The following is a 22574-nucleotide window of genomic DNA, read 5'->3' as shown; positions in this document are numbered from 1 at the left end:
TGAAGGCGGCGCGCGATGGTGGAGATCTGGGGCGAGACGGCCGAGGGGTTCGAGCCCGTACGGGCGGCCTTCGCACGGAACTTCGCCGAGTACGGCGAGCTCGGCGCGGCCTTCGCGCTGTACGCGCACGGCCGCAAGGTGGTCGACCTGTGGGGCGGCGACGCCCGGCCCGAGGTCGGCGGGCGGCCCGCGCCGGCGGTGCCGTGGACGGCGGACACCGCGCAGGTGTTGCGCTCGGTCACCAAGGGCCTGACCGCGACCACCGCGCTGCTGGCCGTCGAACGCGGACTGCTGGACCTGGACGCGCCGGTGGCCTCGTACTGGCCGGAGTTCGCGGCGGCGGGTAAGGGCGGGGTGCCGGTGCGCTGGCTGCTCTCGCACCGGGCCGGGGTGCCCGCGCTGGACGTGCCGCTGCGGTTGGAGGACGTGCTCACCTGGGAGCGTGCGGCCGCCGCCGTCGCCGCGCAGACGCCCGCCTGGGAGCCCGGCACGGCGCACGGCTACCACCCGTACACCTTCGGCTGGCTGGTCGGCGAGGTGGTGCGGCGGGTGAGCGATCGGACGATCGGACAGTACTTCGCCGAGGAGATCGCCCGGCCGCTCGGACTGGACCTGTGGATCGGGCTGCCGGCCGGGGCCGCGCCGCGGGTCGGCAAGCTGGTCGACCTGCCCGCCCCGGAGGCGGCCCGGACCGGACCGAGCGGGCTGCGGCTGCGGCCCAAGCAGTCCGTCCGGGACGCCTACGAGGACCCGAGTTCGCTGACCGCGCGGTCGTTCGCCTCGGTGCGCCCCGGGGTGGACCTCAACGACCCGGCGGTGCAGGCCGCCGAGATCCCCGGCGCCGGCGGTATCGGCACCGCCCGTTCGCTGGCCCGGTTCTACGCGGCGCTGATCGGCGCGGCCGACCGCCCCGACGGCTCCGGCGCGCTGCTGCCGCCGCTGCTCGGACCCGAGGTGCTGACCCGCGCGGTCGGGCCGGCCGTGCACGGGCCCGACCGGGTGCTGATCGTCAACTCCACCTTCGGCCTGGGTTTCTGGCGGCACGGCCCGACCGCGCCGATGGCCTCCCCGGCGAGCTTCGGGCACCCCGGGCGGGGCGGTTCGCTGGGCTTCGCCGACCCGGAGCTGGGGCTGGGCTTCGGCTACGTCACCAACGGCATGCAGCCGGGCGTCACCGGGGACATCCGCTCGCGGAACCTGATCCGTGCGGTGCGGGGGTGCCTGGGGCTGTCCTGAGCCCACAGACCGTCCTGAGCCCGGAAGCCGTCCTGCGCCTGCGGGCTGTCCTGAGCCCGGCAGCCGTCCTGCGCCCGCTGGGTTCAGGCCTGGCCGGTGTCGAAGCGGCGGATCTTGCCGCCCTCGACGGTGAAGCGCCACGCGGTGCGCATCATGCCCCAGGTGTCGTTGGTGAACTCGGCGACGAGCGCGTGGCCGCCGTTCGACTCGGTCTGGACGGCCATCCGGCCGTTCGGGCCGAAGATCTCCCGGTCGACCCAGTCCGCCAGCTCGCGCTCGGAACCGTCGTCGGACATGGCCGCGTCCGGCGCGAGCAAGGCGAAGAAGGCCTCGCGGTCGCCCGCGTTGATCGCGGTGACGAACGCGCGGACGGCGGGGTCGGTGAGTTTGGCGGGGGCGATGGTCATGTGGGACTCCCGGAGACGGGTGAGGGGTCGGGGAGTCCTGTCTACGACGTTCGCGGGGGCCGTCCGGGCATGTCGGCGGCGCGTCGGGAAAATGGCAGGATTCATGTGCTTGGATCCCGAAATGGGTGATTCGGCCCCACGGCTTGACCCGAGTGATGGCTCGACCCGAGTGCCCGCCGCGGGGAGTGGCGGTGGAGCGGGAGACCGGAACCGTCTCCCGCTCCACATTTCCGCAGGGCCGGCCTAGAAGAAGCCGACCGCGTCGGGGGAGTAGCTGACCAGCAGGTTCTTGGTCTGCTGGTAGTGCTCCAGCAGCGCCTTGTGGTTCTCCCGTCCGATGCCGGAGTTCTTGTACCCGCCGAAGGCCGCGTGCGCGGCTTTCGTAAAAGGGGGTACAAAGGCCTGCGGGATGTGTGCGCTGGATTGCCGCAGGTCAGGTGGCGTAGGCCGCGAGCTCGACTACCTCGTCGCGCAGTCGGCGGGTCAAGGCCGTCATGTCACCGACGCTCATCGTCGCCAGGTTGACTTCCTCAGCCTCCCGCAGGCTCGCCCAGCATCGTAGGGGCCCACGATGCAGCCGCAGCAGGTCTGCAAGGGCTCCTCGCAGGCTCTCAACGAGCAGGATGAGGTCCGCGGGCGCGAGACCCTTGAGCGCATTCTCGGTGGCCCGGGATGACGCCTCCAGGGCCATCTCAATGCGGACGGCCTCAAGGGCCGACGGCGCCGCTGGTGCGGTGACTCTCGGAGGCTGTGGCTGGGGTCGGCTGATCGGAAGGGGTGTGACTGCACGTGCCGCGCGCATGTTCTGAGGGTCCTTGGTCAGCCGAGAGTCGGGTCGTTGCTGGATCGTGGTGACGGGATGCCGAGCTGCGCCTCCAGGTCCAGTCCGATGAGGCCGCGGTCGGGGTGGGTGCTCCGGATGACGAGGTGTGCGGCGGAGTTGAGGATCAGGTCGCACAGCGGGAGCCCGGCCAGGTCGACGTCGGGGTGGACGGTCGCGACGAGGACGCCGCGATGGTTCGCGAGCGGGGCCTGGATGCGGGTGGCGCCGTGGCATTCGGCCAGTGAGGCGCTGGTGGCGTCGTCACAGGCGGGGCTCAGGTCGATCCAGTAGCCGCCCGGGGCCATGGACGGCAAGGCGCGGGCCGCCGCCTGCCTTGAGGCGGCGGCCGAGCCGAAGGCGGTGAGGAGTACTCTGGGGGGCTCCTCGCCTGCGGGTGCGTCTGCGGGTCCGTGGGTGGCGGGGGCATTCAGGGTGAAGCCGGCGTTTGTGAGGAGGCTGGTGATCGTGTGCGCGTGCGGGATGTTGCCGAGGATCGTGAGGGTGGTCACCTAGGCCTCCAGGCTGGCTGAGATTGATCGATCTCCTGGCGCGGGAGGACTACGGTAGGGGCGCACGCCCGGCGCACGGAACGGAAAATGTGCACCTGTTTCGCCGCGAACCCACAACATCTGCACCTTTTGTCAGATCATCATCACGAGCGAGGCCTTCTGTCCGGCCACTCGCCGACCTCTACCTCGCCGAGCGCCGCCGCAGCCAGGTAGACCCCTCCGCTGCCGACGACCCCCAGGTCCGACTCGTCGGCCTCGCTCGGCAGCGAACCGAGAAGTCGGCGGCGGAGGAGCGACTCGGCGGCCCGGAGGTGATCTCGAACCGCCGCCGGCCGCAGTCCGAGCGCGTTGGCAGCCTCGGCGACATGACCGTCGTGACTCAGCCAAGCCGTCACTGTCCGGCGCAGGGGGCGCGAGTCAGAGTCGAGACGCCCGAGGAGCGAGTCTGCCCAGTTGCGGACCTCCGAGGTGGTGAGAAGCTCGGCCAGGGTGGGCGTCGGCCTCGCTGGGGAGCTGCCGCAGTCGGAGGTGGCATTGACCTCAAGTGCCAGGTCCAGCGCTGCCCTGTCCGGGAATCTGTCCAGATTCAGGCCGAGCAGGTCACCCACGTACTGCATGCGTTTGGCGACCACGTTCCGGCCCGTCGGGATCATTTTGGCGGCGGCCGAGTGGTTGAAGACTAGGCCGAGACGCACCGTGTCGACCAACTGCTCGGTACGGCCCGTCGGCTGTTGGAGTAGAGGGGCCAAGAAGTTTGCCGCCCAGTTCACAGCTCTGTCTCCGAGCACGCAGGCGAGTCGGATGTCGGAGCTGTAGAGAGCGGCCCGGGCGTCGATGTACCGGGCGCTGAGCAGGGCGTTGGATGCGTCCCTGTAGGCCTGGGCGACCTGGTTGAGGTTGGAGATCCCGCTGCCGCCCAGATGCCAGGCGGGGAGTGAGTCGAGGAGGTCCCGCAGGCGCGTGCCTGTCCGGTCCCAGCCTGTGGCCGGTGATCCGGGGGGCGTGTTTAGGGGGGCGATGACGATGACGTCGCCCTCGTACGCCAGGCACCTGGTCACGAACGCGCGCTTCCCGACGGCGTCCTGGCACGCGGCGAGGACGCGGCTGCGGTCGGGCGAGGGCCCGTGGGCGATGTAGACGCGGCATGTGTCGGTGTCGAATGTGCCGGGTTCGAACAGCGGGCTGATGATGCGCCGGAAGTCGTCGGCGTGCCCTGTCATGAGGAGCTGGAGGCCGGCTATGCGGATCTGGTCGATGAGGGTGTGAGGGTCTGGCTGCACGCTGTCGTCCTGTCAGGCCTGGTGGTGGGGTCTCCTGTGTGGGGCGGGGTTAATGGGTGTCCAGGTGCCTGGCGGGTTGGGTGGTTGGCGGCTGCGGTGTGTGGGGTTTGGCAGCCTGGCACGGCCCCTCCTTGCGTGTGGTCGGTCGGGCGATCGAGCGGATGGTTGCATGCGTTTGGTGGGTGCACCTAGCGATATGTCGAACGAGTGATCAAGCTCGCGGTTGTGTTTGGCGGTGTCAGTGCGTGCGTGACCGACGGATGGTTTGTGGTGGATACCCTTCCGGTTCCGCTGCATGCTATCGAACGTGTTATCGATCAAATGGTTGCCCTGGTATGCAGACAATTGATCATGGTCGCGCCAGCGTCAAGGGGTGCCGACCCCACCTCAACGCCCACCAGACGCCCGCCAGCAGCGGGAACGTCGCGAGGTCGGCGATCGGATCCGCTTCCTCCGGCGCCAGCGGGGCGTGAGTCAGGAACGCCTAGGCGAGATGATCGATCGTGACCGCCAGTCGATTTCGAATTGGGAGAACGGCAAGACGCCGCCCAGCCTCGACGACCTCGTGGCCGTGGCGCGCGTGTTCGGCGTCGAGACCTGGCGGCTGCTCTATGGGTGATGGCCGGCCGTACCGCCGTACGGCCGCCAAGGGAGTCGCGCCGCCTACTCGCTCGGCGGGTTCGGCGGCGGCGGGGTCGACGGGCCGGTCGGCGGCGCCTTGGGGCCTCCGATCCCGCCACTTCCGCCAGATGCGGGGTTCTGACCGTCGTCGTCCATGCTCTCCTCCATCTCCTCGACTGCCGGCAGCTCATCCGGCAGAGGCATCGTGGGGTGCCACGTGGTCCTGGTCGGGCCTCGGGTCCCGCGGCCGCGCTGTCCGTGCCACCGGCCCTGCTCGTGCGGGTGGACCGTGCCGCTCATGGGCTGTCCTCTCGTAGTGCTGAACCCACCATCGTGGCGGCCCCGAGGACTGCGGCGCTGGAGTTCAGCCGTTGTAGGTACGGGTGCGGGTCCCGCGCGGAGGCTCACCGGGACAGTCGTCGTGCTCGACCAACTCCCGGCGCTCGTCGATCGTGCGGATCGGACGGCCGCGGGTGTACGCGTAGCAGCGCGGGCAGTGGCCCATGGTGGTCCCGGGGTGGACCGGCTTCCCGCCGACGGTGCTCACAGGCCCACCGACCCGCCCGGGAAAGCGCCGCTGCGATACCCGGCGAGGTTCACCCGGCCGCGGATCCACTCGCCGGCGGTCTCCCGGATCGGGAACATTAGCGGGCGCCGGCCGGTGCCAGCGGTGACCAGGCCACCAGTCTCGGCGTCCTCAATCGCCCACATACGCCGCCCCAGTTCATCAGTCGGCAGCTGCACGACGGTGTACCTGGCGGCGATTCGCTGAGCGCGGGTCAGGCCGTCGCCGCACCAGACGCGGACGATCGCCTGGCCGCCGCCCACTAGGCCGAGGGGCCAGTCGACGACGCCGGACCCGGCCATCATGCGCTCAAGGTCTTCCGTATTGCCGCTGTTCAGCAGCCACCCCATGGCTTTGAGCTCGTAGTCGCTGATCGGCAGCTGACGGACCGTCTCCCACAGCACCTCCATTGCCTCCGGCACCGGTTTGGTGACGCGGTCCAGGTGGCCGTCCACGGCTACCGTGAGGTCGCCCTCGATCATCAAGCACGCTCCTTGGTGCAGCAGGTCGGATGAGCCGCGACAGACCACCCAAGCGGGGCCCCGGACGTGGCGGTGTAGGCGTGACCGATGGGCGACATCGGCGGCTCGTCTCGGCCGCACACGATGCATGTTTCGCCGCGGCACTGACGGGCCGTGTAGTCAGCCGCAAGAGAGGTCTTGCCCAGCCATACCTGACGGGACAGCAACGCGTCCGACAGGTACTCGTCGACCTCAATCCGGCGGGCGCCAGCGTCCATGTGCCGCTGGCCCATGATGAGGACGACGGCGCCCCCTCGGCGAACGAAATCAGCCCAACCGTCATCGGCTGGCACGCGGATGGCCCCCGGCGCACCCGGCAGAAGGACGAGAGCGTCTGCCCCCGCGAGTACGACTCGGATGCCTGGTGACGGCAGCGGGTGGTCCGGTGCCGCGAGGCCCGAGTCCAGGGCGAGCCGCCGCAGGCCGCGAGCCTCACCAGACGACGGCGTCAACAGCATGAACGAGACGAGCCCGTCAGGAGTCGAGTCGATCCACGTCCACGCCGATAACGACAACGGAACCGAGTCGCGGCCGGTAGCCGTCAACATGTGCCCCCTCCTACAACGCCGGGTCTACCATCACCACCAAGCGTCGTCCTGTGATCGCCAGAGCGTGAGGTCCCAAGGGGTGGCACAGGGTGGCACTTCTGCACGGGGTGGCAGCGAGGGGTAGGACAAGGACATGCAGACGACGAAGACGCCTAACACCAAGCTCGCTGAGTGGCTGGTGCGCGCAGGACTCAGCAACGCCGAGCTTGCACGCCGCGTCAAAGTTGCAGCTCAGCAGGCCGGGCACCCGCAGGTTCTGCCCGACGCGACCGCCGTACGCCGCTGGCGACAAGGGAATCAGCCCCGCCGGCCGATCCCCGGCATCATCGCGGACGTCATCTCCGCCAAGGTCGGATACCGGGTCACATCAGACGAACTCGGACTGGGTGAGAGCCCTGCCGAGGACCGCTCGCTGCTGTACAACCGCGACTGGGAAGTTACGGTAAACACCGTCGCTGACCTGGGGAGAGCAGACGTGGACCGCCGCCGTTTTCTTGCCGCTGCACCGTTCGCCGCTGTCGCTGCCACCGGCCCGTCCCGGGACTGGCTCCTTGCCACCCTCGACCAGGTCCCCCAGCCAGGCCCCCGCGTCCGCCTCGAAGACGTCATGGCGGTGCGCAATATGTTCGGCGAGTTCCAGAAGATCGACATCTTCCAAGGCGGCGGCTCCGGCCGGCTCGTCCTCGCCGCCTACATGAACGTCCACGTCTACCCGCTGCTGCAACGACCACAGGACGACGAGGTGCGTCGCGCGCTCTGCGAGGCCGCAGCCGAACAGACATACCTCCTCGGATGGATGGCCTACGACAACGGCGAGCACGGCACGGCCCAGCGATACCTCATCCAGTCACTCCGACTCGCACAGGAGTCGACGAACGTGCCGCTCGGAGCTCACGTTCTCGCAGGCATGGCCGACCAGGCCACACTCCTCGGGCACCCCGAAGAGGGCCTGCGGCTCGCGCAGGCCGGCCGCCACGGCCTACGCGGCTCCTCCGCCGCCGCACTCGCCGACCTGTGGGCCCTCGAAGGCCGGGCCTTGGCCGCCATGGACGACAAGACCGGCGCCACCCGCGCCGTGACCCAGTCCGAGGCGGCTGCCGAACAGATCCGCCCGGACGAAGAGCCGGAGTGGGCGCTATTCATCGATCCGGCGTACCTGCACGGCGAGCACGCCATGACACTGCGGGATTCCGGGGACCACGCCGGCGCAGCCGAGCATGCGAAGTTGAGCATCGACCACGCCCGCCAGCAGGGCCGCGCCCGCCGCGGTGCGCTCTCTCAAGCCGCGCTTGCCAGTACCCACCTTCAGCGCGGCGACCTGGAGCAGGCTCATGCCGCGGGGCTGCGGACGCTCTCTCTTGCGGGAAAGGTCAAGAGCAGCAGGGCCATCGAGGCCGTTGCTGACCTGGGGAAGCGCATGGAGCCCTTCGGGAGGCACCGGCTTGTCGCCGACTTCACCGAGCGGGCGCGCGTGCTGACCGCAGCCTGAGCCCTGATACGACGAATCGCCCCCGCCCGGCACGTGGCCGGGCGGGGGCGGGGGCGTTCAGGGGTGGAGTGCGGCGTACACGGCCGCCGCCGCCCCGGCGATGCCGCCGAGGGCGCCGATCGTCGGCAGCGGCCAACGGCTGGCTTCGAGTCGCCGGATCCGGGACTCGTGGTCGGCGAGTCTGGAGTCCACGTCCCGATCGGCGGCGCCGAGCGCGTCCAGCTTGGCCTCCAGCCTGATCAGGCCATCGCCCACCCGCCGGACCTCCTCATACATCTGCGTGGCCGTGATCACGACCCCGGCGTCCGGGGCCGGGCTGGTCACTCGACGGTCCCGGCCGGGTCGATCGGAACCGGCGCGACCGGGTCGGGCAGCGGCGCCTTCGGCGGTGTCGCCTGCAGCCAGCCAGGCAGCCAGGCGTTGACCTGCGGAAGCGCCATCAGGCGGGTGATCGCAGCGGCGACCGCGAGGACGGTGCCGAGGCCGGGCAGCGTCTCGGGCAGGCCCGCGGTACGGACCAGGAGCGGCAGGCCGGAGGCGAGCGCCAGGACCACCGCGACGACGGTGCGGATGGTGCGACGGGTCGAGTCGGACATCAGGCCCCCTTGGTGGTGGTGACGTGCATGTCGACGCCGGCGGCGAGGGCCTTGGTGACGGCGGCCTCGATCGCGGCGGTGACGGTGGCGGTGTCGACGCTGGCGGTGCGGTCGAGGAGGGTCTGGACGACGGCGTCCTGGGCGGCGATCTGGGCGCGGGCCGCAGCAAGCTGCAGCTGCAGCGGGTTAACCGCGGCGGCCAACCACTTCGCGGGCACGAGAGCGTCGTCGCCGGCTCGCTGCTGCCAGTTGACATCCACGTTCGGAAGGCCGTGCTCCCATACGGCGGCTGGGATCTGGGCGATCAGGTCGAGCAGGCTCGGGGACCCGTCGCCGTCATAGTGGCGGCCTGACCAGGTCACGTCGTCGCGGGCAGCGAACACCCCCTTGGTGACCAGGGCGATGATCTCGTCGTCGGTACGTGCGGCCATGTCGTCGTCCTCCTCGATGGGGCGCGGGGCCCCGGCCTGGACCCACGCGTAGAGCGGGCTGCCGGGGCAGCCGGTCTGGTAGCCGTCCCTGTGGCCCTTGATCTCGGGCCCGGCGGCGGCGTTGGCCTGGTAGTCCTCGATGGCGTCGCGCAGGCCCTGGAGTTGGGCGTCGGTTGGCACGGTGTAGCCGGACGATCCGACGAGTGCGCAGATCGCGTAGTGCTGGGCATTGAGCGTCTGGTCGCCGTTGGCGCCGGACCTGACGTTGTGGCCACGGCCTTCGAACCGATAGCCGTGCTCGCACACCAGCTCGTTGTAGGCGATGTCCATCCAGTGCTGGACGGGGTCAACCATGTGGGCGGCTTGGACCTTCCGGACGTACGTGGCGCACGTGGAGTGGTCGCCGAACTGGTAGGCCTCACCCAGGTAGTGGATCTTTACGCCGAGGGCACCTGCCATCGGGGTGTAGGCGCCTGTCGGGGCCGCCGCGCCCCACGCAGCTCGGGGTACTCGTCCCGGCGACGTCCACGCCGCGGGTGCGCCCGGCGTCGGAGGCGGGACGGGCTGCGGAACTGTCCCGCCGGCCCAGGCCCGAAGCTCGTCGAAGCTGCCGTTGTAGACGTCCATGTCAAGCGGCGTGTCCGTGAACTGGTGGAAACGCCAGGCAGCCTGGATCCTCGGGGAGCCAGCTTGGACGTAGTCGGCGATCCAGAGGAAGTCGCCAGCGTTGTCATCGGTCCGGCGCCACCAATCGGCGCTGGTGTACAAGCCGACCCGGTTGTTCGGGTAGCGCTGCTTGATCGCCGCCAGCCACGCGTTCTTCGCCGCCGTCGCGGTACCGTCTGAGACAGGCTGACCGTACGGTTCGAAGTCCAGCACCAGCAGCTCGCCAGGCGGGACGGTGCCAATCACCTGACAGAAGTGATCGATCTCGCCCTGGACCGGGTTCTCGCAGTGGATGAAGTGGTAGTGGCCGACGACCAGCCCGCGGCTGCGGGCGTCGGCGAGCTTGGCTGTGTAGCCCCGCTGGCTGGTCCGGGCACCCTCGGTCGCCTTGATGAAGACGAACTGCGCGTCCGCAGGGATCGAGGACTGGTAGTCGGAGACGTCGTAACCGCGTGCGAGCGCCACGGTCCCTCCTCTCACAGGCCCTTGGCGGCCAGCCAGGAGTGGGCCGCAGCCGCGAACGCGGCGTCCGGGTCGGCCGGCGCCGGGGTCGGGGTGGGCGGGGTGGAGAGCACGGGCACCGTGACGTCGCCCTGCTGGGACAGCAGCCACTGCAGGTCCGGCGCGGCGAGGTAGCCGCGCCCGCCCTGCCCCCAATCGCCGCCCCACGAGTTGGTGAGCCAGAACCGGTCGGTTTCGGCGTCCCAGCCGGTGATCTCGATCTCGTGGCCGCCCGCGACCCCGGAGGACTGGTCGACCGGGATCCGCCCGTCGGAGGCGGGATCGGACATCGAGTTCAGCCAGGGGATGCCGAGCAGCGCAGGACCGGACTGCAGGGCGGAGCGCACCGCGGACAGGGCGAAAGCGTGCGTGTACGACGTCGCGAGGCCCAGGGCCTTGAGGGCCTTGGCGACGCCGAGACCGCTGCTCCCAGTGTCGGCGGGAGGGTACTGCCCGGGCGCGCCGTCCAACACGGTGGCCAGCGAGTAGAGACTGACGGCGAAGGCCTCGTCGAGGACGTGCTCGCCGGCCTGGAAGGCGCCGTGGGATGCGGCGGCACCGGCCGCGCTGATGGTGACGGTGACGGCCCCCATGCGGCCGGCACTGTCCGTGCCGAGCAGGCCGGTCGCGGCGTTTCCGGTGCACGACCCGAGCTGGCCCTGGTCGAGCACGGGTATACGCCGGGTCCACGACGTGGTGGTCAGTGCCGACTGCGGCAGGACCCCGTGGGCGTATGCCAGGGAGCGCGGGTCGTGGTCGACGAACCGTCCGAGGGCTCGGGTCATCGGTCCTCCTTGCGGGTGAGAGTGCCGTCGATGGCGGTCACTTCGGCCGCCGGATCGGGGATGCCGAGGTGTGCGGCGATGGCCTTCGTCCAGGCCAGGGCCTCCCTGTCCACCTCGTAGTCGTGCTCCGCGCGCAGGCGGTCGTGTTCCGCCTGCCGGTTCTGGCTGAGCAGGAGGATCGGCCCGGTGAAGCCGGCCTGGAACGAGTAGACGAGGTTGAGCAGGACGAACGGGTACTCGTCCCAGCGGGACCAGCCATGGACGGTGTTCGCCACGATCCAGGCGCCGGTGAACGCCGCCTGGGCGATGATGAACCGCCAACTGCCCATGCCGCCGGCCAGACCGTCGGCGACACGGTCGCCGAGCGTCCGATCGTCGTGCCGGGCCTGGTTCGCCGGGTGCAGGTGCTCCGAGGGCCCCGGGGCGTCGGCGGCCCTCACGAGCCTGTCTGCTTCGTCGCGTTCAGCATGTGGTGGTGGATGGCGTCGATGCGGGCGCGGGCCTCGGCGGCGACGAGCGGGTCCCGGATGACGGTCGTCTGGTTGTCCTGGAGCGCTTCGCCGGAATGGGACCAGTTCGTCGAGCCCGTGACAACGTCAAGGCCGTCAACGATCACCATCTTCATGTGCATGATCTGGCCGTGCTCACTGCGCCCGATCGCGACACTCGACGCCGGGTAGCCCTCCCGGGAGAGGATCGCCCGCTCATGCACACCGCCGGCCTGGCTGGAGTCGAGGGTGAGCTGCACGAACACGTGCTCGTCGGCGAGCTTCTCCCGGATCGCGTCGGCAAGATCGTCATCGTCAAACCCGTACATGGCGACCACCAGCGAGGTGCTCGCCGACTTTACGAGGTCGAGCAGGACGCCGTGGACGTCGTCGACCGGCGAGTACCAGGTGCGCACGTCCTGCGGGTAGCCGGGCGGGAATCCGCTGGTCTTGTGCTGGTCAAGAGAGGCGAGGCTGGCAAGCGCCAATGGGTCCTCCAGGGGTGTGATAGCGAGGTGGTGCCCGTCAGGCGATGCGGGTGGCGATCAGGACAGAGCCGGACCTGACGGTGGTAGACGTGGTGCTGGACGCGCCCTGCGCGAATTGGAACTGCAGGTTGCCGGACGTCGCGCTGGTGACCACCACGCCGCCGGGCCTGAGCGCCATCGGCGTTGCGGCGCCATTCGTGCCGAGCCGCCGGGTCGTCGCGAAGCCGATCGCCACCGCGTCGTAAGCCGTCAGGGCGCCGGTTGGGACCCCGAACGATGACCAGGAGCCGGTGGCTCCACTGGGGACCGTGAGGGTGCACTGAAGGTCGCCGGCGGGCGAGTTGTCACCGGTGTAGGAGATGTAACCGTCGATCCGGTACGTAGCGTTGGCCGCCAGTGCCACGACGAGAGCGGAGTCATTGACCAGGGTTGTCGAGCTGGTCACCGACTGGTTGGAGGCCTTGTAGGCGGCGACCCGCTGTCCGATGCCCGACACCGTCAGGTTCCCGGTGACGGACAGGTTGCCGGAGACGGATCCGCTGCCCGCGGTGAGGCTGCCGGTAACGGTGGCACTGCCGGCCGTGACGGCGCCCGGGAGGGTGACAGTGGCGGCGGTGACGCTGTTCGTGGTGGATGAGGCGTAGCTGGTCGCGGTGACGGTGGAGCTGTCAATCACAGTGGCGCTGGATCCGGTGTCGACCTTGATGGACGATGTCGCGCCGGCGCCGGGAGAGGCCTCCTGGACGCCGATCAGGGACACGCCCGTGGCGCTCCCGGTGACCCAGAACGCCGCGGCCTTGTTGACGGTGCTGTAGCAGCCGGTCAGGGTGTGGACGGAGCCGCCGGAGACCTTGAACCCGGATCCGTCCTGGCTGGCCTGGGCGACGATCGTGTCGGCGCCGCAGGCGTTGAGGACGTTGCCGGACCCACTGGTGATCAGGAAGCCGCCGCCGCACGCGGACGCTTTGCACCCGGTGAGGGTGGTGTACGAGACCGACGACAGGTTGAAGCCCTGCTGAGTGCTGGTGCTGCCGACGGCGGCGCAGGCGTCGAGCGCGTTTCCGGTGCCCCCGGACAGATAGAAGGCGTGCCCGCCTACGCTGGAGACGCTGACCGAGGCGAGGCTGCATCCGGTGAGCGTGACCAACTGGACGCCGTGGCTGCCGAACCCGGTGACGGCGACGTTGTTGACCTGGCAAGAGGTGACCGGGTTCGCGCCGCTGTTGGCCTGCACGAACAGGCCGACTCCCGTACCGGATCCCGGGCCTTGCAGGGTCAGGTTCCGGACGGAGACGTAGTTGAGGGTGGTGGGGTTGTAGGCGACGCCGTGCGCGCTGGTGGACGTCTGCTTGAGCACGGTGGCGCCCGGCCCGGCGCCGAGGAGACTGACCTGGTTGGCCGGGGCAAGCGCGGAGGACAGCACGTACGTTCCGGCCGGGAAGTACACGGTGCCGCCCTTGGTTGCGGCTGCGGTCAGTGCGGACTGGACCGCCGAGGTGTCGTTTGTGGTGCCGTCGCCCTTGGCCCCGTACGCCTTGACGTTGAGGTAGTCGGTGCCGGACACCGCGCCGGGGGCCTGGAGGGTGAGGTTGCCGGAGGCGTCGGAGGTGAGCACGCTGCCGACGGCGGCGCCGGCGGGAACCTGGGCGGGCGGGCTGCCGGTGAGTACGAGCGGGCCGGTCATGGTGTCGCCGGCCTTGGCGACGCGGTCCGCCGCGCCGTACATCGACGCGGTCACAGGAGCTTCCCGAGGATGACGTACGTGCCGACCTGGCCGATCCGTACCGGCATGGCGAGCACGCTGTCGTTGGCAGCCGGGGTGTAGGACGACAGGCGCCGGTACGGGCCTGTGAGGACGGTGGCGCCGTTGATGTATGCCCGGGGCTGGCCGCTGCTGTACGCCGGGTCGATGACTGCGGGCAGCGCGGCCAGCGGAAAACCGGAGTCGATGCTGGTCGTTCGGTTCTCTAGCCGGCCGATTCGCTGCAAGGCGTTCTGGAGCGTTGCGGAGAACCTCGATTCGAGCGGGTCGGGGTAGCGGGTCATCAGCAGCTCCCTTTCTCCTGGTCAGGCGCCGACGGCGGATGTCTGGAGCTGGATCTTCTCGGCCTGCTGCGGGCCCGGCGGGTATGCCGTCCAGCCGACGACGCGCACCCGTTGCTGCAGGCCGGGCTGGCCGTTCGGGCCGGGCGGGTGCAGTGGCGAGGTTGCGACCAGGGTGGTGGCGTCGCCCAGGATGATGTCCCGCACCCTGGGGTATCCGGCGCCGACGGTCACCATCGGGTTGGTCATGGCCCGGGTTTTCATCGCGACCTCGCCGTCGGCGAAGCCGTCGATCTGGGCTTGGGAAACGACCCATGAGCCCTGCCAGGACACGTTGGATTCCATCAGCGGGTACACGCCGTCGGCGAGGTCGACGGGGTCGGAGCCGTGCGGGTAGGCGGACTGCCACTGAAGAGCGGCGCCGTTCGGCGGGGCGGTGGCCCACACCATGTTGCTGCTCTGGCTGCCGGTGCGCTGGTAGCCGTAGTCGATGGCGTTGCCCGGGTAGATCAGGTTGTAGCCGGAGGAGGCGGCGGTGCGCCCCATCCGCAGGTAGGCGAGCCGCAGGAAGATGGCGAGGTTGCCGGAGGAGTCGAGGCCGGGAACGAACGCGTACTCCAGGTTCCCTGATGCGCACATGTCCTGCCAGGCGCCGCTGATCTGAGTCAGGTCTGAGTACGTGTAGGAGGCGGTCCACGGCACCCCGGCGGTGCCCGCGGCCCCTTGCGGCATCACCAGACGTGCCACGCCGCCGTTCTGCGCGACCATCGCCAGGTAAGCCGGGGTCCGGGTTGCTGCCGGAGAGACGGATGAGATGTACCCCGACTGCTTGGACGTGCCGTACCGGCACAGGTCCATGAAGGCGGTGAACAAGTCGACTTGCTGGTAGATGATGGTGTCGGTGACCAGGCGGTGTGACCACAGAGTGTCGATGGTCTGCGCGGATATCGGCAGGGTCCCGGGCTGTCGTCCCTGGTCGGGCCAGTCCCAGACGATGCCTGCCCACACGGGGTAGCCGTCCTGCAGGACCCACAGGACGGAGCGACGCGGCTCCAGCGCGGCGATGGCGGGCGCGTTGACCGCGGGCTCGGCGTTGAGCGCGAGGCTTCCGGTGAGGGTGCCGGAGCCGTTGAGCTGCATTCCGAACGACTGGACGGTGAGGGGCAGGCTGTCGGCGAGGACCCGTCCGGATATCAGGTCGGTGGAGGCGTACGTGTAGGTGCTCACTCACATCCCGCCCGGCCCAACGCGCAGCAAGGTCTTGGCGGTGGCGCTGGCGGCGATCGTCGTCGAGTACAGGCCGCTGCCGTTCTGGACGGTCACCTTCACCGTGTGCGTCCCGGCGCTAGGCGTGTCGCCCGCGCCCGAACTCGTGAAGTACGACCAGGCGGAGCCGTTGTAGATCGTGCCGTCGCCGGGCAGGCTTGGCGTCCACGTGCCGTCGACCGCCGACGAGTCGATGTACATGCGGAAAGTCGCGATGAACGTGCCGCCGAGGCTGCAGCCGATTCCCGCGTACTTGAAGTAGATCTCGATGTCGGTGTTGCCGTCGGTGGTGATCGTGGCCGACAGTACGGTCTGCTCGCTGCCATCGAAGACGAAGTTGGTGTTCCGAGTCTGGATGATCGGCACCCACGGCAGCACGTGCAGCTGGGTGGCGTTGGTGGTGCCGTTGTTGTGGTAGAACGCGTTCGACGCGGGGTCGTAGGCGATCTGCCCCTTGTAGCCGTTCACCGTGCCGCGCGGCGCGACGAGGATGCCGCCCGTGGCGACGGTGAACGGCCGTACGTCCGAGAGCATCCCGGCCGTGATGGATGTTGCTGCGGCGGTGACCGTCAGTCGCGCCAGGGTGATCGAGTTCGCCGGGGCCGTAGGGACCGACGGCGAGGGCCCGGCCACGCCGGTGATGATCTGGATCGCCCCGAACGAGGATGAGCTGCCGACGTCGGACACGTACGCGACGATGATGTCGATCCGGGAGTTCGACGGATCCGCGGTCTGCACGGTCAGCGTCGCCTGGGTTGACAGGGTCGACGCGTAGCCGCCTGCCGTCGGGGTCGACGAGTTCGGAACCACGTACGAGCCGGGCTGCACCGTGACCGTCATGCCAGTGCCCGCGGACACCGCCAGGCCGGTGCCGCCGACGACACCACCCAGGACGCCGATCGTGGTGCCAGTGGCGATGCCCTGGTCGTAGAAATAGGCGGTGACCCCACTGTTACGTAGGTCGTTGCCGCTGTTGGCGTCGTAGGTGGCGCCCGTGAGCCACATGGGCAGGCTGGTGGTCACCTGTGTTGCCATTGGAGTCCCTCCCTGCGGCGCGGTGTCACACCCACGCGTCCCGCCAGTAGATGGTCGCGGTGGATCCGGTGCCTGTTCCGCCGCCGTACTGCACCTGGTTGGAGCCCGCCGACAACTGCCACCAGCCGGAGTTGAGGTCGGCCGGCCAGAACGTGCCGCCGGCGGACGGAACGCCCGGGGTGGTGGAGATCGTGGAGGCGTTCACGAAGCCCTGGCGGTTCAGGAAGTCGACTGTGAGGGTGTCGCCGGTGTTGAGCGTCAGGGTCGACCACGAGACCGTCTGCCGGGTGGTCAGGTTGGTCAGGGTGGGCCCGGTGACCGGGCCTGTGATGACCACGACCGGCGGGGATGCGAAACCGCCGGCGTTGTTCGCGACGGACACGCCCGGGGGCGGCGACGCCTTGACGGTGAACGGCACCGTGAACGGGGTCACCATGCTGCCGCCCGCGGTGGCGGGCACCACGCCGATCACGAGCGACCGTTGCACGGTGCCGTACTTGCGCGGGTCCGGTGCCACCAGGCCGACGGTGAAGGTGACGTCGGTCAGGGTGGGGTAGGCCTCGGTCAGTTTTCCGCTGCGCCGCACCCACGCGTATTTGGGGACCGGCTCGTCGTAGCGCAGCTGCGCCAGCCCACTGATGGGCACCGCCTGCTGGAGCAGCGCGCGGGCCTGGTCTCGGAGGGCCTGTGTCGGGGCCGACGCGGTGACGGTCCAGGTCAGGGTGCGGGGGGCGTAGAACTGGGGTGACGCCCAGCCTCCGTGGTCGCCGGAGCGGGGGATGACGCCGGCGCCCTGGACGTCGGGGCCGTCCCAACCCTCCAACTTCTGCCACAGCCAGGCGATGCCGTTGCTGTCCACCTGCCCGAACTCGATGTCCAGGCTTCCGAAGATCAGGCCGCCGGTCCAGAACCCGGTGTCCCTCGCCGGGACGGGCGGAGTGAACCCGCCAGTGACAGAGAAGTCCTCGACGCCGAGGAACGTGTTGCTGCCGTACTGGCATGCCCAGTTCGCGACGTAGACGCCCTGCGTAGCAGTGGGGGGAACGTTCCAGGTGCAGGCGTACTGGCCGACGCCGATCCGCCACACCTGGCCCGAGACGGGTTGGCTGGCGCCCTGGTAGGTGTACGGGCCGGCGACGTCCGCGACGAAGCCGACCTGCTGACCGTAGGTGATGTCGAGCTGCACCGTGGACGGATCAGTGAGCGCGCCGCCGGTCTGGTTGTAGAAGTTGAGGTAGAGCGTCCAGGGCTGGCCTGCGACGGCTTGAACCATCCGTCACCACCTCCGGCACGTCACGCTGCAATCGGTCACAGTCCGGCAAAGGGCCACAAGGCCCGGCCCGCGGCGCTGCCACACTGGCCGCACCATTTCGTCACAGCCCCTGGGGAATCAGTGCGCCGTGTCATCCCGGCCCTCGCCGGTGTCGTCCTGCTGACTGCCGCCTGCGCCAGTACCACCACGCATCCGGCCGCTGCACCGCCGAGCCGGACGCCGGCCCAGACGGAGAGCCCGCCAGCGTCGCCTGCGGCAGCGACGACTTCGGCGCCCGCACCGGCTCCGACGACAGCCTCCGGCCCGGACCCGGCGCCAGGCACTGCATCGCAGACGCCGGGGCGCCTGGAGGTGGCCATCCCGGCCGCACGCCTCCCGTACAAGCCGGCGCAGGGCGCGCCCGACCTCGACGACGTCAAGGTCGTGAAGAGCGCCGCCGACCCGTGCGCGATCCCGGCCGACGACTCTGGAAACGAGGCCCAGCTCCTCGACGCCCAGGCCGATGTGGGCGTGGCGATCGTGACCTTCGAGTTCACGAACCCCTGCTCTGCGCCGGTTCGGTACGCCTTCCACGTCGCCCAGGCCATCGGCAGCGCGACCGGACGGTCTGGCGGCCTTGGAGTCGACGCGACAACGGCACCCATCGGGCCGGGCAAGTCGATTTCGCTGAAGGTCAATCTCAACCCCGACCCGTCACTGACTCCCTCCCAGCTCAAGCAGTTGTGGGTGGGCGTCACCCGGATCAGCAAGGCGTAGGCGGCCCGCCCCGGAAGGAGAACACCGCGGTGGCTCTGCGGTGTTCTCCTGCGGGCGGTCAGGCGCCACTGAGCGTGAGCGCCAGGCGCCGCTGCATGTCGGCCTGCTGCTCGATCGTCGGCAGCTGAGTGCCGTGGTAGTGCTGCTCCACGGTGACCTGTCGGCCGACCGATGCGCCCCCGACGCCCTGTGCGGCGAGATGCCTCGCGAGGGCGATGAACGCCTCCGACTGCTCCGGCGTCAGCACCGCCTCGGGCCGGCCGAGCCCGTTCACTGGCATCGTGCCCGGCATCAGCCACCCGCCTTGGTCGTAGCCCTTCGGCGGCAGGTTCGGGTTGGCCTGCTGTACCCGGCTGATGTTCCCGTAGCGGCCCACGATGTAGTGGATCGCCGCGGCAACGTTGGCTACGGGATCGTAGATGTCGGTGCTGGTCCCCGCTACGTGGTTCGACAGGAACGTCGACATGATCGTCTGTGCGAGGCCGCGTGACGGGTCGCCAGCGGCAGCGTTGGAATCGGTGTTGTTGATGGCCCGCGGGTTCCAGCCGGACTCGCGCGTGATCAACGTGTTCAGCCCGGCCCGCCACTCGTCCTGCGTGCCCGGCGGGGGCACGCCGGCGGCCTGGAGTGCCTGGTCGATGATGCTGAGGTGGTCGCCGGATGGGATCACCCCGCCGCCCCCGCCAGAGGGGGCGGCAGGGTGCGATCCGAGGATCGCCTGCACCATGCTCTTGATCAGCGACGTGGGAATGCCGAGCATCAACTTGGTGAAGTTCCCGACGTCGCCCTGAGTTCCGACCAGCTTGTTCAGCGCATTGGACAAGGCCTCACCGTTGCCTGTGGCGAGAGCGGCGGTGATCTTCCCGATGTCGACAGCCTTGTCGATCAGATCGCCGACGAATTTTCCGATGCCGCCGATGATGCCGCCGCCGGAGAAGTGGTTGCCGACAGACTGCCGGCCGCCGCCGTAGGCCGCGTTCAGGCTGTGCACCACGTCGGGGCCGATGGCCTGCACCGCCTCCGGCACCAGCACACCCTCGCCAGGCGAGAGCATCGCCGGCACGGTGTCCTGTCCGGGGGCATAACCGGGGATGACGCCGCCAGTGGCGAAACCGGTGATGATCGGCAGGTCCAGGCTGTGCATGCCGATCGCGCCGGTGACCGAGTTCCAGAGCTTCGCGATGCCGTTGTCGTAGACCGTGTTGATCAGGAAGTTCACCGGCGTTTTGAAAATTTCCTTCAGGGAATCCCACCCTGTCTTGAAAATTCCGATGAACGCGAGGGAGCCGTCCGAAATGCCCTTCCATAGCGGCTCGAACACCCCGTGCCACAGCCACGAGGCCTTGGCTTCGACCCAGTCGACTGCTTCGCGCCAGTTCGAAACGAAGTTGCCGACCGCTGCGACCACGGCAACGATCCCGCTGATCACCGGGCCGATCAGCTTGGCGGCGAAGTCGATGAAGATGCCACCGAGCTTGAGAATCAGGCTGACGAGCGGCAGAAGCGACTCGATCAGCCTGACACCGACCGGCACCAGCGGCAGCATCGCCTGCAGCGACTGGAGTAGGCCGACCTGCAGGTCCTTCGTCAGCATCTGGGCGAGCTGGAGCACGATCGGCACGAGCGCCTGCAGGAGCGGCGCCAGGCTGAGGCCGATCTGCCCGATGATCTCCCCGATGACCGGCAGCAGCGGCGCGAACGCCTGGACGACGCCAGTGATCGCCTGGGCCACGGGCAGCAACAGCACGCCCAGGGCTTGGAAGATCGGGCTCAGCCCCTGCCCGAGCGCGCCGGCCAGCGTGGTTACGGCGGGCAGCAGAGCCGCAAGCGCAGGGGCGAGCGCCTGGGACGTTTGCCCGACGACCGTAGCCAGCAGCGAGCCGATCGGCGCCAGCGCCTGGCCGAGAGTGCCGAGAACCGACGACAGCGACCCCACGAACGGCGACAAGCCTTTTGCCACGGCGGTCAAGGCGTTGGCTATTCCGACAACCGCGCCTGCGAGACCGTCCGCTGCGCCCTTCTGCGCTCCAAGCTTCGCCAGCGCGCTGACGAAGCCGCCGATCGCGGGGACGACCGTCTTAACGAGTTGCAGGCCGTTGTCGATCAGCCCCTGCAGGACTTCCTTGCCCTGTGTCGACTGCAGCGCCTTGCCGATCGAGCCGAATGCCTGCCCGATGACCTGCCCCATGCCCGTCACACCGGCAGTCAGCGCCGGCATCGACTCAGACAGGCCGGTGATGAACTGCGACAAACCCGGGGCAACCGCGTTCTGAGCGGCATCCCTCATCTCCCGGAAAGCGCCGCTCATCCCGAAGATCTGCTCCATCACGGAGCGCATCGCAGGCGTCATGCGCGCCAGGTCCTTCGCGAGAGCGTTCGCCGCCTCGTTCTCCGTGGACTTCATCGACGCCCACTGGAGCTCCTGCTCCTTGACCGTGTTGGCGACGTTCCGCTCGGCCAGTTCGACGCTGCGAGCGTCCATCTGCCGCCGGTAGGCAGCATCCTGCTCCGCTGCTGCCAGTTGGATCTGCGCTTCTTTGAGCTGCGTCGCGTTATTGAGCTGCGTGTTCGTCAGGTCCTGTTGCGCGATCGAGTACTGGGCCTGGGCGTCGGTCTGCCCGTACTGCGCCGCGATGACGGCCTGCTTCGCCTTGATGATCTCCTGCGAACCGTCGATCCCCTCCTGATTCGCCCGGTTCGCGTTGTACTGGGAAGCGGCCAACTGGTCCTGCGCGTCAACGAGCCGCTGCTGAGCCTGCGCGACAGCCAGAGCGGCCTGCTGCCGGTCCAGGGCGGTCGAGTAGGCGTTCTCGTTCGTCAACTTCTGCTGGTAGACGGCCTGCTGGATGCCGAGCTGCGCCTGCTCGACGTTCAACTGGCTGTCCGCGAGCTGGTCATTCAGCTCCCGCAGGTTCTCCCGCGCCCGCTCCCACGCCTGGTTCAGGTTGTACTGCGCCTCGGACAGCGCGTAGTCGGCCTGCTGGACGCCCTGCTCGGCCTGCACCACCGACTGCAGGGCCTGCACCTGCTGCGCCGCGGTGCTGCGCTCGACCGACGCCAGGTTCATCTGCGCGGTCTCGATCGTGCGGGCCGCGGTGATCGCGTCCTGAGCCTGCTGCATGCGAGCTGTGGTGACCTGCTCCTGCGCGCCCTGCTTCTGCACAGAGTTGGAGAACTGGATCGCCGCAGTTTGCTGCGGGGTCATGCCGATGTTCAGGGAGGCCTGGTGGGCGTCGCTGAGCGCCTTGGCAACCGGCCCAAGAGCCAGGGCGCCCGCGCCTGCGAGGAGGCCGCCACCCATCGCGGCCCCGCCGACGCTCGGCAGCAGGGAGGTGATGCCAGCAGTGACGCCAGCCAGCATCGGGTGCTCGCCCAGGCCCCCGAGCAGACTGCCGCCCTCGCTACCACCACCCCCGCTACCGCCTCTGGAGCGGCTCGCGGACGCGTTCAGGCGGGCAGACGCCTCCCTGGTCCCGAAAGCGTGCAGGCGGGCCTCGGCCCTGTCCAGCCGGGCATCGAACGCGGCCGTGTCCAGCGTGATGTCAGGACGGGCACGGTCGTGACTCAGGCGGTCGATCCGCGCCCTGGCGTCGTCGACCCTGGCCTCGAACTCTGCGTCCTCCAGGTGCAGCTCAGGACCCGCCCGCCGCCCGCCCAGCTCGTCCAGCTGGGCGCGCGCGTCCTCGGCCTTGGCCTCGAACCCTGCAACCTCCAAGTGGACCGCAGGGGTGGCACGTTCGCCGCTGAGCTCGTCCAGCTTGGCCTTGACCTCGCCCGACTGAGCGTCGAACTCCGCCGAGTCCAGGACGACCCGCACCCGGCCCACGACACCGGTGGTTGCCTCGTCAAGCTTGGCCTGGAGCTCCTCCCGGAAGCCCTCCAAGTCAGGTGAGACCCGCACCCACGCGCTCGCAATACGAAAGCCCTCGGGCACAGCTCACCCCCGAGACGATCCGTAACTGAACAGGCCGGCGAATGCCGGGTCGGCCATCAGAGCCGTGCGGGTCCCGGGGTTGATCTCCTCGTGGCGGCCGGGCGCCATCCGAGGCGTAGGCCCGGCGCCGGTGTCCTCCTCCTGGGAGGCGGCAGCCCTGGCCCGCATCACGCCCTCGTAGGCGGGCATCCGCCACGCCAGCCGCAGAAACGTCGGCCCGTCCAGGACCGTGACGTCGGGAATCCGGTGAAAGACAGAGAAGTCGCTGGCCAGATCGTCGAGATGGTCCAGCACCCAGCCCACCTGGACCACC

24 protein-coding genes and 1 pseudogene are annotated in these 22574 nt (G+C 69.4%); 5 read left to right on the top strand and 20 right to left on the bottom strand.

The features are described from left to right. The first annotated feature begins 15 nt into the window (after positions 1–15). Positions 16–1236, top strand: a complete 1221-nt coding sequence (locus tag ACZ51D_RS31315) for a serine hydrolase domain-containing protein (protein ID WP_360489718.1) — start codon at positions 16–18, stop codon at positions 1234–1236. A gap of 83 nt (positions 1237–1319) precedes the next feature. Here ACZ51D_RS31315 and ACZ51D_RS31310 read toward each other — a convergent pair whose 3' ends face one another. The 5 genes and pseudogenes from ACZ51D_RS31310 to ACZ51D_RS31290 form a co-directional block, all read right to left on the bottom strand. Then, on the bottom strand, positions 1320–1643 hold the full coding sequence (locus tag ACZ51D_RS31310; protein WP_360489716.1) for a nuclear transport factor 2 family protein: 324 nt from the start codon (positions 1641–1643) through the stop codon (positions 1320–1322). Between the two features lie 243 nt (positions 1644–1886). After that, positions 1887–2018 (bottom strand): annotated as a pseudogene (locus ACZ51D_RS31305) (aldehyde dehydrogenase family protein); the annotation flags it as partial. A 58-nt stretch (positions 2019–2076) separates the two neighbouring features. Next, a complete protein-coding gene (locus ACZ51D_RS31300; protein WP_465664181.1) occupies positions 2077–2334 on the bottom strand; it encodes a hypothetical protein in 258 nt (85 codons plus the stop codon). Positions 2335–2462: 128 nt separating this feature from the next. After that, positions 2463–2975, bottom strand: coding sequence for a hypothetical protein (locus tag ACZ51D_RS31295; protein ID WP_465664180.1), 513 nt, complete (start codon positions 2973–2975; stop codon positions 2463–2465). 143 nt (positions 2976–3118) lie between these two features. After that, positions 3119–4255 carry a helix-turn-helix domain-containing protein gene (locus ACZ51D_RS31290; RefSeq protein ID WP_465664179.1) on the bottom strand — a complete coding sequence of 379 codons (1137 nt, stop codon included), beginning with the start codon at positions 4253–4255 and terminating at the stop codon, positions 3119–3121. 373 nt (positions 4256–4628) lie between these two features. On the opposite strand from ACZ51D_RS31290, the gene ACZ51D_RS31285 reads away from it, so the two are divergent. Then, positions 4629–4874 carry a helix-turn-helix domain-containing protein gene (locus ACZ51D_RS31285; protein ID WP_465664178.1) on the top strand — a complete coding sequence of 82 codons (246 nt, stop codon included), beginning with the start codon at positions 4629–4631 and terminating at the stop codon, positions 4872–4874. Between the two features lie 366 nt (positions 4875–5240). Here ACZ51D_RS31285 and ACZ51D_RS31280 read toward each other — a convergent pair whose 3' ends face one another. Then, positions 5241–5423, bottom strand: coding sequence for a hypothetical protein (locus ACZ51D_RS31280; RefSeq protein WP_465664177.1), 183 nt, complete (start codon positions 5421–5423; stop codon positions 5241–5243). Further along, a complete protein-coding gene (locus ACZ51D_RS31275) occupies positions 5420–5923 on the bottom strand; it encodes a hypothetical protein (RefSeq protein ID WP_465664176.1) in 504 nt (167 codons plus the stop codon). Before ACZ51D_RS31275 ends, ACZ51D_RS31280 begins: the two co-directional genes overlap by 4 nt. Positions 5924–6003: 80 nt before the next feature. Between ACZ51D_RS31275 and ACZ51D_RS31270 the strand changes: the two genes are divergently transcribed. Further along, positions 6004–6330 carry a hypothetical protein gene (locus ACZ51D_RS31270; protein WP_465664175.1) on the top strand — a complete coding sequence of 109 codons (327 nt, stop codon included), beginning with the start codon at positions 6004–6006 and terminating at the stop codon, positions 6328–6330. Between the two features lie 313 nt (positions 6331–6643). After that, positions 6644–7999, top strand: a complete 1356-nt coding sequence (locus ACZ51D_RS31265) for a transcriptional regulator (protein WP_465664174.1) — start codon at positions 6644–6646, stop codon at positions 7997–7999. A 57-nt stretch (positions 8000–8056) separates the two neighbouring features. On the opposite strand, the gene ACZ51D_RS31260 is transcribed toward ACZ51D_RS31265, so the two are convergent. The 11 genes from ACZ51D_RS31260 to ACZ51D_RS31210 are packed head-to-tail and all read right to left on the bottom strand — an operon-like array spanning position 8057 to position 17571. Further along, entirely contained in the window at positions 8057–8323 is a 267-nt protein-coding gene (locus ACZ51D_RS31260) for a hypothetical protein (protein WP_465664173.1), read from the bottom strand. After that, entirely contained in the window at positions 8320–8595 is a 276-nt protein-coding gene (locus ACZ51D_RS31255; RefSeq protein WP_465664172.1) for a hypothetical protein, read from the bottom strand. Before ACZ51D_RS31255 ends, ACZ51D_RS31260 begins: the two co-directional genes overlap by 4 nt. Beyond that, positions 8595–10157, bottom strand: coding sequence for a GH25 family lysozyme (locus tag ACZ51D_RS31250; RefSeq protein WP_465664171.1), 1563 nt, complete (start codon positions 10155–10157; stop codon positions 8595–8597). Before ACZ51D_RS31250 ends, ACZ51D_RS31255 begins: the two co-directional genes overlap by 1 nt. An 11-nt stretch (positions 10158–10168) precedes the next feature. Beyond that, a complete protein-coding gene (locus ACZ51D_RS31245) occupies positions 10169–10978 on the bottom strand; it encodes a hypothetical protein (RefSeq protein ID WP_465664170.1) in 810 nt (269 codons plus the stop codon). Continuing rightward, positions 10975–11418 carry a DUF1003 domain-containing protein gene (locus ACZ51D_RS31240; RefSeq protein ID WP_465664169.1) on the bottom strand — a complete coding sequence of 148 codons (444 nt, stop codon included), beginning with the start codon at positions 11416–11418 and terminating at the stop codon, positions 10975–10977. Before ACZ51D_RS31240 ends, ACZ51D_RS31245 begins: the two co-directional genes overlap by 4 nt. Further along, on the bottom strand, positions 11415–11954 hold the full coding sequence (locus ACZ51D_RS31235) for a phospholipase D-like domain-containing protein (protein ID WP_465664168.1): 540 nt from the start codon (positions 11952–11954) through the stop codon (positions 11415–11417). The genes ACZ51D_RS31240 and ACZ51D_RS31235 overlap by 4 nt, the downstream gene beginning before the upstream one ends. 37 nt (positions 11955–11991) lie before the next feature. Then, positions 11992–13692, bottom strand: coding sequence for a glycosyl hydrolase family 28-related protein (locus tag ACZ51D_RS31230; RefSeq protein WP_465664167.1), 1701 nt, complete (start codon positions 13690–13692; stop codon positions 11992–11994). Further along, positions 13689–14000: a hypothetical protein gene (locus ACZ51D_RS31225; protein ID WP_465664166.1), complete on the bottom strand. Its 312-nt coding sequence runs from the start codon at positions 13998–14000 to the stop codon at positions 13689–13691. Before ACZ51D_RS31225 ends, ACZ51D_RS31230 begins: the two co-directional genes overlap by 4 nt. 21 nt (positions 14001–14021) lie before the next feature. Continuing rightward, entirely contained in the window at positions 14022–15224 is a 1203-nt protein-coding gene (locus ACZ51D_RS31220; protein WP_465664165.1) for a hypothetical protein, read from the bottom strand. After that, a complete protein-coding gene (locus tag ACZ51D_RS31215; RefSeq protein ID WP_465664164.1) occupies positions 15225–16286 on the bottom strand; it encodes a hypothetical protein in 1062 nt (353 codons plus the stop codon). Between the two features lie 37 nt (positions 16287–16323). Further along, the gene (locus tag ACZ51D_RS31210; RefSeq protein ID WP_465664163.1) at positions 16324–17571 is read right to left on the bottom strand and encodes a phage distal tail protein; all 1248 of its coding nucleotides are present in this window, start codon (positions 17569–17571) and stop codon (positions 16324–16326) included. Positions 17572–17922: 351 nt separating this feature from the next. On the opposite strand from ACZ51D_RS31210, the gene ACZ51D_RS31205 reads away from it, so the two are divergent. Continuing rightward, complete coding sequence (locus tag ACZ51D_RS31205; RefSeq protein ID WP_465664162.1) at positions 17923–18327, top strand: hypothetical protein; 405 nt, start codon at positions 17923–17925, stop codon at positions 18325–18327. 58 nt (positions 18328–18385) lie between these two features. Here the strand turns inward: ACZ51D_RS31205 and ACZ51D_RS31200 are convergent, their stop codons facing one another. Together ACZ51D_RS31200 and ACZ51D_RS31195 are read right to left on the bottom strand one after the other, a co-directional pair. Then, the gene (locus ACZ51D_RS31200) at positions 18386–22261 is read right to left on the bottom strand and encodes a hypothetical protein (protein ID WP_465664161.1); all 3876 of its coding nucleotides are present in this window, start codon (positions 22259–22261) and stop codon (positions 18386–18388) included. Between the two features lie 3 nt (positions 22262–22264). Then, positions 22265–22555, bottom strand: a complete 291-nt coding sequence (locus ACZ51D_RS31195) for a hypothetical protein (RefSeq protein ID WP_465664160.1) — start codon at positions 22553–22555, stop codon at positions 22265–22267. Positions 22556–22574 lie beyond the last annotated feature (19 nt).

Source organism: Kitasatospora sp. NPDC033851 (assembly GCF_055576085.1).
This window is presented reverse-complemented; position numbering and strand designations above follow the sequence as displayed.

Excerpts from the sequence above, each read along its gene's own strand:
- ACZ51D_RS31315 (WP_360489718.1), top strand. The coding sequence starts at position 16 with ATGGTGGAGATCTGGGGCGAGACGGCCGAGGGGTTCGAGCCCGTACGG.
- ACZ51D_RS31310 (WP_360489716.1), bottom strand. The coding sequence starts at position 1,643 with ATGACCATCGCCCCCGCCAAACTCACCGACCCCGCCGTCCGCGCGTTC.
- ACZ51D_RS31300 (WP_465664181.1), bottom strand. The coding sequence starts at position 2,334 with ATGGCCCTGGAGGCGTCATCCCGGGCCACCGAGAATGCGCTCAAGGGT.
- ACZ51D_RS31275 (WP_465664176.1), bottom strand. The coding sequence starts at position 5,923 with ATGATCGAGGGCGACCTCACGGTAGCCGTGGACGGCCACCTGGACCGC.
- ACZ51D_RS31265 (WP_465664174.1), top strand. The coding sequence starts at position 6,644 with ATGCAGACGACGAAGACGCCTAACACCAAGCTCGCTGAGTGGCTGGTG.
- ACZ51D_RS31255 (WP_465664172.1), bottom strand. The coding sequence starts at position 8,595 with ATGTCCGACTCGACCCGTCGCACCATCCGCACCGTCGTCGCGGTGGTC.
- ACZ51D_RS31245 (WP_465664170.1), bottom strand. The coding sequence starts at position 10,978 with ATGACCCGAGCCCTCGGACGGTTCGTCGACCACGACCCGCGCTCCCTG.
- ACZ51D_RS31225 (WP_465664166.1), bottom strand. The coding sequence starts at position 14,000 with ATGACCCGCTACCCCGACCCGCTCGAATCGAGGTTCTCCGCAACGCTC.
- ACZ51D_RS31210 (WP_465664163.1), bottom strand. The coding sequence starts at position 17,571 with ATGGTTCAAGCCGTCGCAGGCCAGCCCTGGACGCTCTACCTCAACTTC.